The sequence below is a fragment of the Micromonospora globbae genome (assembly GCF_003610785.1).
Lineage (GTDB): Bacteria > Actinomycetota > Actinomycetes > Mycobacteriales > Micromonosporaceae > Micromonospora > Micromonospora globbae.
Window position 1 is genome coordinate 251920 of sequence record NZ_RAQQ01000006.1, and the last position, 12376, is coordinate 264295.

Here is a 12376-nt window from a genome sequence, read left to right on the forward strand (position 1 = left end):
TCCTCGACGTACGACGACCGCCGCCGCGGCCACAGGGCCGACGGCGGCGGTCGAGAGCGAGCCGGGTCAGCCGCGCTCGGAGATGGCCTCGATGAGGTCACCGACCGGGCGCTCCGGCAGCGAGCGGGCCACGTCCGCGACGGCCACGATGCCCACCAGGCTGTGCCCGTCGATGACCGGCAGCCGGCGTACCTTGTGCTGCCCCATGGTCCGCAGGATCTCGGCCGCGTCGTCGTCCGCGCCGATGGTCACCGCCTCGCCCTGGGCCAGCTCGCCGGCCGTGACGTTGCCGGGGTCGCGGCCCTCGGCCAGCACCTTCACCACGATGTCGCGGTCGGTCAGCATGCCCTTGAGCCGGTTGTCGTCACCGCAGATCGGCAGCGACCCCACACCGAGCTGGGCCATCTGCTTGGCGGCCGTCAGGAGGTCGTCCTGCTCGCGGACACAGGTCACGTCACTCGTCATGATCTCTCGTGCGGTCGGCATGTGGCGTCACACCTCACTTCCGGGGGGAGTTGACGCCGTTCCTCCTACCCCGGGCAGCCTCAGCCATGCGCGACGACGCCTGCGCCCCGACGTGCGGGTGGGTCCACAGGCGACCGCGTCGACCGTCCGGTGTCCCGTCAGCCCGCCGCGCGCTCCTCGAAGACCTGGGCGGCGATCTGGTAGCCGTCGAACGCGCGTGCCACACCGGCGTACGCCGCGACCTGCACGAAGACTTCGACGATCTCCTCCTTGGTGGCGCCGGCGTTCAGCGCGATGCGCACCTGGCCCCGCAGTGGTTCCAGGACGCCGAGGGTCGCCGCGATCGTCACGGACACCAGGGCCCGCGTCCGCGTGTCGAGGTGCTCGCCACGCGGCCAGACGTCGCCGAACGCGTGCACCGTCGCGATCCGCTTGAAGTCCGCGGCGTTGTCGGGCTCACCGGGAGTCGGGCCGAGGAAGCGTTCCAGGCGGAAGCCCAGCAGCCGCTCGGCCGTGTCCAGCGCGGCGGCGTACGCCGGGTCCGCCGCGACGTTCTCCGGATCAGCCGCCATGATGTCCATTCTTCCGCCTGCCGTCCGGTGACGCGGCGGATCGACGAAGCGGTACCCGGTCGAGGCGGGCTTGCCTGAACCGGGCCTCGACGCGATCATTGGTCGCTCGGCCGGCGGCCCGCCCGCGTCGGTCTCTTCCGCACACAGTCAGCTAGGAATCGCTTCATGCGCAAGCTCGTGTACTACATCGCCTCGACGCTGGACGGGCACATCGCCGGTCCCGACGGTGCCGACCCCACCGGCCCCGGCGGCTTCTGGCCGCTCCCCGAGGACTACCTGCGCCACCTGATCGCCGAGTACCCCGAGACCCTGCCGGGACCGGCCCGGCAGGCCATGGGCATCACCGCCGCCGGAACCCGCTTCGACACGGTCCTGGAGGGCCGCCACTCCTACGACATCGGTCTGAAGGTCGGCGTCACCGACGCCTACCCCCACCTGCGCCACCTGGTGTTCTCCCGCACCCTGTCGGAGAGCCCGGACCCGGCCGTCGAGATCGTGTCCGGCGACCCGGTCGCGAAGGTGCGCGAACTCAAGCAGCAGGACGGCAAGGATCTGTGGCTCGTCGGCGGCGGCGAACTGGCCGGCGCCCTGTATCCCGAGATCGACCAGCTCATCGTCAAGCTCGCACCGCTGACCATCGGCACCGGCATCCCGCTGTTCGGCCGAAGCGCCGTCTTCGACCCCCGCAGCTGGGAGCTCACCGACCACACCGTCCTGGGCAGCGGCGCGCTCTTCCTCACCTACACGCGTACGTCGGCCGACCAGTCGGCATAGGCGCGCCGCGGGATGCCGCCCGGGCGGCATCCCGCGCGGTGGCCGAGGGCCGGGCTCCATCGTCGCTCTGGCTGCCACGACGTCGCCAGCTCGCGGCGGCGAGAGCGCGAGCCGGGGCGGCTCCCGGCCGCCCCCACGGGTCGTGAATCTTCCCGTACGGTGGGTCTGCATCGCCTTGGTCGGCGGACCACAGCGTGTTGCGGCTGGGACAGTCGGGGGATGGATGCGGGACAAGAGACGGAACGTTCGCCTGTCCTTGGCGAGTCTTGACTTCCTCGGCAGCGACGCCGAGTTGCGGGCCGGCGCCGAACGCGCCATGCGTGAGGCGGAGGCCGGGCCCGGGCCCGACGGCTACACGGGCCGCGACCGTACCGGCACGATCACCGTCCACGCGGGCGCACCCGAGGGGACGGTCGACAGCGTCACGGTCAGGCAGGACTGGCGCGCCCGGCTCGGCGCGGGCGGGTTCCCCGACGCGCTGTTCGAGGCGTACACCGCCGTCGTCCGGGCCACGCTCGAAGCGGCGGCATTGCGGGCGCTGCGGGAGGAGCACGAGCCTCGGCCCGCACCGCAGGAGCCGGACGCGCCCGACTCCCGTGAGGCCGACGAGCATCTGTGGCTACGGCGCACCTGGGAGACCCTCCACCGCATCGACGCGGACCTCGCGCGACTGTCGCAGACGGCGAGTCCGGAGGCCGAGGGACGCATCGTCAGCCCGAACGGCAGCCTCACCCTGCACCTTCGCGGCGGCACCATCGCCGCCGTCACGGGCGACGCCGGCCTCCTCGCCAGGTCGGACGCCGGCCAGCTCCAGTACGAGGCCCTGACGGTCCTGCGCACCTACGAACTCGCCCACCACCCCCGGAAGGCTCAGGCGTGAAGGAACTGGTCGTCATCACCGATGCCCTCCGTGACGAGGGCGGCAAGTGGATCGAGCTGTCCGACCGGGTAGCGGCGATCAAGACAGCAGCGGCCGAGCTGACGCTGGACCCGTCGGCCTTCTTCATCGGGGACGCCAACACGGCGATCCACGCGATCGCGTACCGCGACTTCCACACCTTCATGGTCACGGTCCTCGGCGGTGCGGTCACCGAGTTCGAGCAGGTCGGGGCCGCGCTGCGGCGTATCGCCGACGAATACGACCGCGCCGACGAGATGATCTCCCTCGATCTCAACGAGATCTACAGTGTGTGAGGGGTGACGGACGCGTGCAGCCAGGAACCCCCGACCTCGAGTACGGCGAACCGTTCAACAAGGCCTTCGACCAGATCCGGCCCGCCATCGAGACGTGCGTCGACAAGTTCAACGAGATCGTCGAGCAGGTCAACGGGCACCGATGGCTCCTGGGGCCCGCCGGCCTGTGGTGGGTCAAGCACCACCTGGACAACGTCCGCAACAGGCTCGACGAGGTCCTCGACCGCGTCGACCACGCCCTGGAGCATCAACTGCCGGTCCTCTCGCTCATCAACATCAGCTTCCGGTGGGTCAACGATGTGAAGACCCCGGTATCGGACCTCTCCTTCGTCACCACCGAACCGGCGAACGAGAACCTGGCCAAGTGGAACGGCGACGCGGCCAGCGCCTACCACGCCAAGGCGGCCAAGCAGAAGGCGGCGGTGGACGAGACAGTGCTGAAGGCCGAGTTCATCAGCCAGTGGCTGTTCAAGATCGCCAAGGCGAACGTCGACTACGTGGTCGAACTCGCCAAGATCGTGACGGCGCTGGCGGGAAAGCTCGCCCAGGCCGCCGTCGACGCCGCCAGCCTGGTCGATCTGCTCTGGGCGGTCGACGCGCTCGCCGAGTCGATCGGCGACCTGGTCACGGCCGGGCTGGACACCCTCCTGACGATCGGACAGCGCTTCGTCGACGCGCTCGGCAACGTGCGGGACATCGCCACCCAGGTCGGCGACTACTCGAAGCTGCCGGGAGGGCGGTGGCCGGAAGCCGTACGCGGCTGACCGTGGGTCGACCGTGCTCAAGCCGTCGGGACCGCTGACCGGATCGCCGCCAGGATGTCCAGGGACTTCTCCGCCAGCGTCGAGGTGGGCACATAGGAGTCGCCGCCGACGGCGAGCCACACCTTCACCACCAGGTTGCCGGTGCGGGAGTGCACCATGTACTCGGCGTACCTGAACCCCGGCTCCGACTGCTTGCCGAACGCCTCGGCTTCCTCCCCCGCCCCGTCGACCGCACCGATCCGCCGCATGGTCGTCGCCTGACCGGTGCCGCGATACAACCGGCGCGCCTCCTCCACGGTCCCGGGCGTCGACGCCTCCACCCGCAGGTTCGCCTCGTACCCCTTGCTCGTCCGCATCTCGAACAGGCACGCCGCACCGGGCCGGACCGCCGGCGGCGTCGGGTCCGTCCGGGTCACGGTCAGCCCGAGATCCGCGAGCACCGCCAGATCGGTACGCCCGCACAGGTCCAACCCGTCAGCGTGGTAGAGCGGGCCGTCAGCGGGCGTCGGGCCGCCGCCAGATGGAATCGCCGTCGTCGCCGGTCCGGTCGGCGCCACGACCGGATCGACGTCTGCCCCGGTACAGGCGGCCGTTCCCGCGGCGAGCGTGAGACCGGCTACCGCCCCGGCAACCCTCATCCAGGCACGCACGAGCCGACCATACCGTCCGTGATCGGTTCGTACTGTCCCCGCGAGGTCGGCCAGCTGCGCTCCCGCGCGCGGGCCGCCAGGTTCCGGCTGCTCCGCGTTGGCCGCTAGGTTCGGGCTGTGGCCGCTCCAGAAACTCCCGAGCAGATCGCGCGCACCCGCACCGTCACCGCCGCAACCGTTCTCGCCCACGGCGCGGATCTGCGGGCGTACCCCTATCGCCTGCTGTCCGTCCTCGCGCACGGCGTGGGCGCCGACCGGGTGACGCAAGCGGTCGCAGCCGCCGAGGTGCTCGAAAGAAGCGGGTGGGAACTCGTCACGGTCTCGGAGTTCGCATCCAGCCGCCTCGTGTACGCGATCATGCGCCGGCGGTGAGCCGAGAGACAGGGCCTGGCGTAACAGGTCAGAGCAGGAAGGGCGCGACCGATCGTGCTCCTGGTGACCGTCCGGGGTACCGCTTGACGGCACGTGGTTGGCACGAATCCGTATGGTGCCATCGACGACCACCTCATGAGTCGAGGAAGGTGCTGGGGCCACATGTCTGAGCTGGTGCTGCCGATTCGTACCGAGCGACTGCTTCTTCGGCAGTACCGAGTGGACGATGTGGATGCCGTGCTTGCCTACTACGGCGACCCGCTCGTTGCTCGCTACGTTCCGTGGGAACCGTGGTCGCGTGAGCACGCGGCCGAGCAGGTGGCCAAGCGCGTCCACCGTCTGGGTGTCACCGATATCGACTCCGCGCTGGCGCTGGTGGTTGAGCACAAGGGCGAGGTCGTCGGCGATGTTGTTCTGTGGCCGGCCGACGAGACGCTGTCTCGGGGTGAGATGGGCTGGATCTTCAATCCGTCGGCATCCGGGCGCGGGTTTGCCACAGAGGCAGTTCGCGCCCTCGTCCGCGTGGCCTTCGCGCACTGCGGGATGCACCGGGTCATTGCGCGACTCGATGCACGGAACGAGGCATCGGCGCGACTGTGCCAACGTGTGGGCATGGTCAAGGAAGCGCACCTGCGCCAGGACTACTGGCTGAAAGGCGAGTGGGCTGACACCCTGATCTACGGACTGCTCGCGGAGCAATGGCACGGCTAGCTGGAGCTGCCTAGCGGATCTCCTCGTCCGGCAGGAGCCCGTCGTCGCCGGCGGCCGGCTGTCGGGTCTCAGGACCTGCGTGACACATCGTTGTCAGGACCTGGGTGACACTCCGCTGACTGCTGTACCGAACCGGCGGGCCGCGGCCCGCAAAGCCGCGATGAGGACGTGACCGGGGTAGTCGGTCAGCGCGGGGTAGCGCTGCCGATAGTGGCAACTCCAGTAACTCGCCACTCGCTGGCTCGTGAGCGCTAGGAAGGCCGGATTCTCGGCGGCGAACCGCCCGTAGACCCTGCCTGCGCAGTTGTCAGGGACAGCCAACGACGGGGCGAGATCACCTTGAATGACGAGCAGGATCTCGTCGACGTACTCGCCGACCAGCTGCACCACGAATGGCGCCACCCAGGGCTCGGTAAGGCCGACCACCCGTTCCAGATGGTTCTGCCGCACCCGGCCGTCGTGGTGCCGGGTGTACAGGCAGTCGACGATCGCGCGCTGGGTTGGCGACAGCGCTGCTTGCGCGTCCGGTGACGGTTCGTCTGGGTAGATGCGGTAGGGGATCGCCACAGGCTCGCCGGCTACGAGCACGTGAAAGGGCCACGCCGGCTTGTGCTTCGCGGGCGGCAGCACGCGCAACGCGCTCTGTACCTCTGCCCGGAGGTGACGTGGAAAGGCGGCCTCCAGCGCTACGACTACGTCCGGGTCAGCGTTGAGATCCGCCACGGCTGATCGTAGCCCGGGTACGAGCTGGGTGGAGCCCAGGGGACTTGAACCCCTAACCCCTGCCTTGCAAAGGCAGTGCTCTGCCAGTTGAGCTAGGGCCCCGAGGGCGGTCGGCGCCGCGGTCGTCGACCGCCGCGCCGGACGTCAGCGCAGGTCGGGCGCGGTCGTCGCCTCGTGCCAGAGGGCACGCTCGTCGTTGGAAGCCTTGATCTTCTTAGCCACGACGGCGGCCACGCCGACAACGCCGACCAGAATCAGAAGCTTCTTGACCATGGGGCGACCCCTCGCGCTCGGCTGCCGTCGGACGACGTGCGGTGGGGCTAGCTGGAATCGAACCAGCGACCTCAGAGTTATCAGCTCTGCGCTCTAACCGACTGAGCTATAGCCCCGCGTTGCGACGGCCAACATTAACCCATCAGCGCGCGCCGCCCCAAATCGGGGGTGGCCTCGCGCGCCGCCGTCCCGGTCGAACCTACCCGAGTACGGAACGCCGGGGCGACCGCTTTCCACGGCGCCCCGGCGTCCGGTGTCTCAGTCCCGCTCGGCGAGCGTCAGCTCGATGCCGCCCACCAGGTCGGCGCACACGTTGTAGACGAACGCGCCGAGGGTCGCCAGCGCCGTGAACAGGACGACGTTGACCAGACCGATCAGGGCCGAGCTGAGGATCACGCCCTTGGCGGTGATCTGGAAGCCCTCGGTGCCCTGCCCACCGCCGGCGTTGACCAGGTCGGTGAGGCTCTCGTTGACGCTCTGGAAGACGCCCATCGCGTCCAGGGCGAGGTAGAGCACGGACGTGGCCACGACCACCACGATGAAGAGCACCACCGACACGGCGAAGGCGAACTTCATCACGGACCAGGGGTCGATCCGCTTGAGGTTCAGCCGGGCCCGGCGCGGTCCGCGCGAGGCCGCCGAGCTGACCGAGGTACGCGCGGCGCGTACCGCCTCACCGACGCGCGCGGCGCCGACGGCGGCCGCGTTGCCGATGCCCGGTGGCAGGCCACCGCCGTTGGGCACCCGGCCAGGACCGGGGCTGGGGCGGGCGGTGTCCGGCGCCGCGGCACCGCCGATCCGCGGCTGTGTGCCGGTGGCGGCGGCGGACACGCCGGCGCGTACCGGGATCTGCTGGGTCGCGCCCGGCCGGGCCGATGCGGTGGCCTTCGCGGCACCGCCTCCGGCGGCGTCCGTCGGCACCGCCTCGGTCTTGTCGCCGGAGCCCGCGTCCTCGGTCGGTTTGTCCGGCGGTGGGGCCATCCCGGGAGCCCGGGTGAATTTCGGGGCAGGCGCGTCGGCGGGGACCGTGGCACGGCCCACGGCCGCGCGGCCGGTCGCTGGTGCGCCGCCTCCTGCGGCCTCCTCGTCGACCGGGTTGGCCGAGGTCCCCGCGTTCCCCGACTTCGCCTGTGTCTCCGTCATTCAACTAGTCCTGTTCGTCAGGCTCGTCGGCATTGCGAGCAATCGCCACGATAGTCACGCCGTCCGGAAGGTCCATGAGCTTGACCCCCATTGTGTTCCGGTCACGCGTACGGCGTACAGGCTTCACCGGAGTCCGGATGACACCACCGTTGCTGGTGATGGCGAACAGTTCGTCGTCCGGGTCGATCACCACCGCACCGACCAGACCACCGCGTCGCTCTGTGATCTTCGCAGTCAGCACGCCTTTACCTCCCCGGCCCTGGACCGGGTATTCCTCGATGGGGGTACGTTTCGCATATCCCCCGTTCGTCGCGACCAGGACGTCCATGCCCGGCCGGACCACCTCCATGGCCAGCAGCATGTCGTCCTCGGCGAAGCGCATGCCGATCACGCCCGACGTGGCCCGGCCCATGGGCCGCAGCGCCTCGTCGGAGGCGTTGAATCGGATCGCCTGCGCGTTCTTCGAGACCAGCAGCAGGTCGTCCTCCGGCGCCACCAGGGCGGCACCGACCAGTTCGTCCTCATCGCGCAGGTTGATCGCGATGATGCCGCCCGACCGGTTGGAGTCGAACTCCTCAAGCCGCGTCTTCTTCACCAGGCCGTTCTTCGTGGCCAGTACCAGGTAGGGAGCGACCTGGTAGTTCGGAATCTCGATGATCTGCGCGATCTGCTCGTCCGGTTGGAAGGCGAGCAGGTTCGCCACGTGCTGACCCCTGGCAACCCTACTGGCTTCCGGAAGCTCGTAGGCCTTCGCCCGGTAGACCCGACCCTTGTTGGTGAAGAACAGGATCCAGTCGTGCGTCGAGCAGACGAAGAAGTGGCTGACGATGTCGTCCTGGCGCAGGTTGGCGCCGCTCACGCCCTTGCCGCCCCGGCGCTGCGAGCGGTACTGGTCGACCTTGGTCCGCTTCGCGTACCCGGTGCGGGTGATCGTGACGACCACGTCCTCGCGGGCGATGAGGTCCTCCATGGAGACCTCGCCGTCGAACGGCACGATCTGCGTCCGGCGGTCGTCGCCCCACTTCGCGATGATCTCGCCGAGCTCCTCGGAGACGATCCTCCGCTGCCGCTCAGGCTTGGCGAGGATGTCCTTGAGGTCGGCAATTTCCAGCTCCAGCTTGGCCAGGTCGTCGAGGATCCGCTGCCGCTCCAACGCCGCGAGCCGGCGCAGCTGCATGTCCAGGATCGCGGTCGCCTGGATCTCGTCGATCTCCAGGAGCCGGATGAGGCCCTGCCGGGCGTCCTCGACCGTGGGCGAGCGCCGGATCAGGGCGATCACCTCGTCGAGGGCGTCCAGCGCCTTGGCCAGACCGCGCAGGATGTGCGCCCGCTCCTCGGCCTTGCGCAGCCGGTACGCGGTCCGCCGGCGGATGACCTCCACCTGGTGGTCCACGTAGTAGCGGATGAACTGCGCCAGGTTGAGCGTGCGCGGCACGCCGTCGACCAGCGCCAGCATGTTGGCGCCGAACGTCTCCTGGAGCTGGGTGTGCTTGTAGAGGTTGTTCAGCACCACCTTGGCGACCGCGTCGCGCTTGAGCACGAGCACGAGCCGCATGCCCGTACGCCCGGAGGACTCGTCTCGGATGTCCGCGATCCCGCCGAGCTTGCCCTCCTTGATCAGCTCGGCGATCCGCTCGGCGAGGTTGTCCGGGTTGACCTGGTAGGGCAGCTCGCTGACGACCAGCGCGGGCCGGCCGCGCTTGTCCTCCTCGACCTCCACGACGGCGCGCATGCGGATGGAGCCGCGGCCCGTCCGGTACGCGTCCTGGATGCCCGCCGTGCCGACGATGAGGCCGTGGGTCGGGAAGTCCGGACCCTTGACGATCCCCAGCAGCGCCTCGAGCGTGGTGGCCTCGTCCTCGTCCGGGTGCTCCAGGCACCACTGCACGGCCGCGCCGATCTCCCGCAGGTTGTGCGGCGGGATCTTGGTGGCCATGCCGACGGCGATGCCCTCGGAGCCGTTGATGAGCAGGTTCGGGATGCGGGACGGCAGGATGGTCGGCTCCTTGGCCCGACCGTCGTAGTTGTCCTGCATGTCGACGGTGTCCTCGTCGATGTCCCGCATCATCTCCATGGCCAGCGGGTCGAGCTTGCACTCGGTGTACCGCATGGCCGCGGCGGGGTCGTTGCCCGGCGAGCCGAAGTTGCCGTTGCCGTCGACCAGCGGGTAGCGCAGCGACCACGGCTGCGCCATCCGGACCAGCGCGTCGTAGATCGGCGAGTCGCCGTGCGGGTGGAACTGACCCATGACGTCGCCGACGACCCGGGAGCACTTCACGTACCCGCGGTCCGGCCGGTAGCCGGAGTCGAACATCGCGTAGAGGATCTTGCGGTGGACCGGCTTGAGCCCGTCCCGGACGTCCGGCAGCGCACGCCCGACGATGACGCTCATCGCGTAGTCGAGGTAGGAGCGCTGCATCTCCACCTCGAGCCCGACCGGTTCGATGCGGTCGCGCGCGACGACGGCGCCGGTGGCCTCGGTGACCTCAGGCTCGTTCGGTGTGGACTCGGGGGAATCGGTCACTGTTTACCCTTATCAGACTCAGAGTCGTTTTCGTGCTGTGGATAACGGCTGTGGATATCGGCCAGGTTGTGGATAACTCTGTGGACCGGCGGGCCGGCCGGTGGACGCCGGGTCGGCCCGCCGGTCACCGTCAGATGTCCAGGAACCGGACGTCCTTGGCGTTGCGCTGGATGAACGACCGACGCGCCTCGACGTCCTCACCCATCAGCACGCTGAACAACTCGTCGGCGGTCGCCGCGTCGTCGAGCGTGACCTGACGCAGCGTACGCGTCGCCGGGTTCATCGTGGTCTCCCACAGCTCGGGGTAGTTCATCTCGCCGAGGCCCTTGAACCGCTGGATGTCGTCCGGCTTGGCGTTCGGCTTCTGCTGCTGGCGCAGCGCGATCAGCCCGTCGCGCTCCCGGTCGGAGTACGCGTACTGGGCGTCGTCGCCCTTCTTGTTCCACTTGATCTTGTAGAGCGGAGGGGCGGCCAGGTAGACGTGCCCCAGCTCCACGAGCGGTCGCATGAAGCGGAAGAGCAGGGTGAGCAGCAGCGTCTGGATGTGCTGGCCGTCGACGTCCGCGTCGGCCATCAGCACGATCTTGTGGTAGCGCAGCTTCTCGATGTCGAAGTCGTCGTGGATGCCGGTGCCCAGCGCCGTGATGAGCGCCTGGACCTCGTTGTTCTTCAGCACCCGGTCGATCCGGGCCTTCTCCACGTTGAGGATCTTGCCGCGGATCGGCAGGATCGCCTGGGTACGCGGGTCGCGCCCCTGCTTCGCCGAGCCGCCCGCCGAGTCGCCCTCGACGATGAAGACCTCGGACTCGCGCGGGTCGGTCGACTGGCAGTCGGCCAGCTTGCCCGGCATCGATCCGGACTCCAGCAGCGACTTGCGCCGGGCCAGCTTGCGGGCCTGCTGGGCGGCGATCCGGGCCCGGGCCGCCTGGGACGCCTTCTGGATGATGATCTTCGCCTCGGCCGGGTTCCGGTCGAACCAGTCGACCAGCCACTCGTTGCAGACCCGCTGCACGAAGCTCTTCACCGGCGTGTTGCCGAGCTTGGTCTTGGTCTGGCCCTCGAACTGCGGGTTCGCGAGCTTCACCGAGATGATCGCCGCGAGGCCCTCCCGGATGTCCTCGCCGGAGAGCTTCTCGTCGCTCTTGAGCAGCTTCCGGTCGGTGCCGTACCGGTTGACGACGCTCGTGAGCGCGGCCCGGAAGCCCTCCTCGTGGGTGCCGCCCTCGTGCGTGTTGATCGTGTTGGCGAAGGTGTAGACCGACTCGCCGTACGACTCGTTCCACTGCATGGCGATCTCGACCGACATGCCCTCCTCCTCGGCGCCGAACTCGACCACCGTGCGGTGGATCGGGTTCTTCGAGGCGTTGAGGTGCCGGACGAAGTCGGCGATACCGCCCTTGTAGAGGAAGGTCACCTCGCGCGGCTTGCCGTCCTCGTCCTGCGCGCGCTCGTCGAGCAGGTGGATGGTGAGGCCGCGGTTGAGGAAGGCCATCTCCTGGAGGCGGCGGTAGATCGTCTGGAAGTCGAAGTCGACCGTCTCGAAGACGGCCGGGTCGGGCCAGAACGAGACCGCCGAGCCGGTGCGGTCGGTCGACTCGCCCTTCTCCAGCGGGCTGGGCTTGGAGTTCGTGTAGCTCTGCCGCCACACGAAGCCGTCCTTGTGGATCTCCACGAACATCTTCGTGGAGAGCGCGTTCACGACCGAGACACCGACACCGTGCAGACCGCCGGAGACGGCGTACGCCTTGCCGTCGAACTTGCCGCCGGCGTGCAGCACGGTCAGCGCCACCTCGACGCCCGGCTTCTTGAGCTTCGGGTGCAGGTCGACGGGGAAGCCTCGACCGTTGTCGGTCACCCGGACGCCGCCGTCGGCCAGGAGCACCACGTCGATGGTGTCGCAGTAGCCGGCCAGCGCCTCGTCGACGGCGTTGTCCACGACCTCCCAGACGAGGTGGTGCAGACCCCGCTCGCCGGTCGACCCGATGTACATACCGGGCCGCTTCCGGACGGCCTCCAACCCTTCGAGAACGGTGATCGATTCTGCGCCGTACTGCTGCTTGTCCTGCGCTGCCACCCTCGGCCACTTTCTCGCGCCGTCCGCGCCGCCAGGGGCGCGTCGGGCGCGGGTTCGGCGGACAGGACGCGACGTCGGCGCGGACCGGCACCGGAGCACATCCGGGTCACGGGTCGGTACGCGCCGTTCGCCGCGGA

General features: G+C 69.2%; 14 protein-coding genes and 2 tRNA genes. 6 read left to right on the top strand and 10 right to left on the bottom strand.

Going from position 1 to position 12376, the window contains the following annotated elements; translation table 11 throughout:
* Positions 1 to 66: 66 nt before the first annotated feature.
* Together D7I43_RS10815 and D7I43_RS10820 are read right to left on the bottom strand one after the other, a co-directional pair.
* Positions 67 to 486, bottom strand: coding sequence for a CBS domain-containing protein (locus D7I43_RS10815; RefSeq protein ID WP_120328293.1), 420 nt, complete (start codon positions 484 to 486; stop codon positions 67 to 69).
* A gap of 137 nt (positions 487 to 623) precedes the next feature.
* The gene (locus tag D7I43_RS10820) at positions 624 to 1037 is read right to left on the bottom strand and encodes a carboxymuconolactone decarboxylase family protein (protein ID WP_120328388.1); all 414 of its coding nucleotides are present in this window, start codon (positions 1035 to 1037) and stop codon (positions 624 to 626) included.
* 165 nt (positions 1038 to 1202) lie between these two features.
* Here D7I43_RS10820 and D7I43_RS10825 point away from each other — a divergent pair, with 165 nt between their 5' ends.
* The 4 genes from D7I43_RS10825 (at position 1203) to D7I43_RS10840 (ending at position 3769) form a co-directional block, all read left to right on the top strand.
* Positions 1203 to 1811: a dihydrofolate reductase family protein gene (locus tag D7I43_RS10825; protein WP_120328294.1), complete on the top strand. Its 609-nt coding sequence runs from the start codon at positions 1203 to 1205 to the stop codon at positions 1809 to 1811.
* A gap of 256 nt (positions 1812 to 2067) precedes the next feature.
* Positions 2068 to 2691 carry a hypothetical protein gene (locus D7I43_RS10830; RefSeq protein WP_120328295.1) on the top strand — a complete coding sequence of 208 codons (624 nt, stop codon included), beginning with the start codon at positions 2068 to 2070 and terminating at the stop codon, positions 2689 to 2691.
* Positions 2688 to 3005 carry a hypothetical protein gene (locus tag D7I43_RS10835; protein ID WP_120328296.1) on the top strand — a complete coding sequence of 106 codons (318 nt, stop codon included), beginning with the start codon at positions 2688 to 2690 and terminating at the stop codon, positions 3003 to 3005. Before D7I43_RS10830 ends, D7I43_RS10835 begins: the two co-directional genes overlap by 4 nt.
* A gap of 14 nt (positions 3006 to 3019) precedes the next feature.
* Complete coding sequence (locus D7I43_RS10840; protein ID WP_240032902.1) at positions 3020 to 3769, top strand: hypothetical protein; 750 nt, start codon at positions 3020 to 3022, stop codon at positions 3767 to 3769.
* 17 nt (positions 3770 to 3786) lie between these two features.
* Here the strand turns inward: D7I43_RS10840 and D7I43_RS10845 are convergent, their stop codons facing one another.
* Positions 3787 to 4209 carry a hypothetical protein gene (locus D7I43_RS10845; protein WP_240032903.1) on the bottom strand — a complete coding sequence of 141 codons (423 nt, stop codon included), beginning with the start codon at positions 4207 to 4209 and terminating at the stop codon, positions 3787 to 3789.
* A 327-nt stretch (positions 4210 to 4536) separates the two neighbouring features.
* Here D7I43_RS10845 and D7I43_RS10850 point away from each other — a divergent pair, with 327 nt between their 5' ends.
* Together D7I43_RS10850 and D7I43_RS10855 are read left to right on the top strand one after the other, a co-directional pair.
* Positions 4537 to 4791 carry a transcriptional regulator gene (locus D7I43_RS10850; RefSeq protein WP_120328298.1) on the top strand — a complete coding sequence of 85 codons (255 nt, stop codon included), beginning with the start codon at positions 4537 to 4539 and terminating at the stop codon, positions 4789 to 4791.
* Positions 4792 to 4953: 162 nt separating this feature from the next.
* Complete coding sequence (locus D7I43_RS10855; RefSeq protein ID WP_120328299.1) at positions 4954 to 5502, top strand: GNAT family N-acetyltransferase; 549 nt, start codon at positions 4954 to 4956, stop codon at positions 5500 to 5502.
* Positions 5503 to 5595: 93 nt separating this feature from the next.
* Here the strand turns inward: D7I43_RS10855 and D7I43_RS10860 are convergent, their stop codons facing one another.
* The 7 genes from D7I43_RS10860 to gyrB form a co-directional block, all read right to left on the bottom strand.
* On the bottom strand, positions 5596 to 6225 hold the full coding sequence (locus D7I43_RS10860) for a hypothetical protein (protein WP_120328300.1): 630 nt from the start codon (positions 6223 to 6225) through the stop codon (positions 5596 to 5598).
* A 29-nt stretch (positions 6226 to 6254) separates the two neighbouring features.
* Positions 6255 to 6327 (bottom strand) — tRNA-Ala (locus D7I43_RS10865).
* Between the two features lie 42 nt (positions 6328 to 6369).
* Positions 6370 to 6498, bottom strand: a complete 129-nt coding sequence (locus D7I43_RS33580) for a DLW-39 family protein (protein WP_240032904.1) — start codon at positions 6496 to 6498, stop codon at positions 6370 to 6372.
* A 42-nt stretch (positions 6499 to 6540) separates the two neighbouring features.
* Positions 6541 to 6614 (bottom strand) — tRNA-Ile (locus D7I43_RS10870).
* Positions 6615 to 6756: 142 nt separating this feature from the next.
* On the bottom strand, positions 6757 to 7641 hold the full coding sequence (locus D7I43_RS10875) for a DUF3566 domain-containing protein (protein ID WP_120328301.1): 885 nt from the start codon (positions 7639 to 7641) through the stop codon (positions 6757 to 6759).
* A gap of 4 nt (positions 7642 to 7645) precedes the next feature.
* Positions 7646 to 10165, bottom strand: coding sequence for a DNA gyrase subunit A (gene gyrA, locus D7I43_RS10880; protein WP_120328302.1), 2520 nt, complete (start codon positions 10163 to 10165; stop codon positions 7646 to 7648).
* Between the two features lie 130 nt (positions 10166 to 10295).
* Positions 10296 to 12239 (bottom strand): DNA topoisomerase (ATP-hydrolyzing) subunit B, encoded by a 1944-nt coding sequence (gene gyrB / locus D7I43_RS10885; protein WP_120328303.1) that lies wholly within the window; start codon positions 12237 to 12239, stop codon positions 10296 to 10298.
* Between the last annotated feature and the right edge of the window lie 137 nt (positions 12240 to 12376).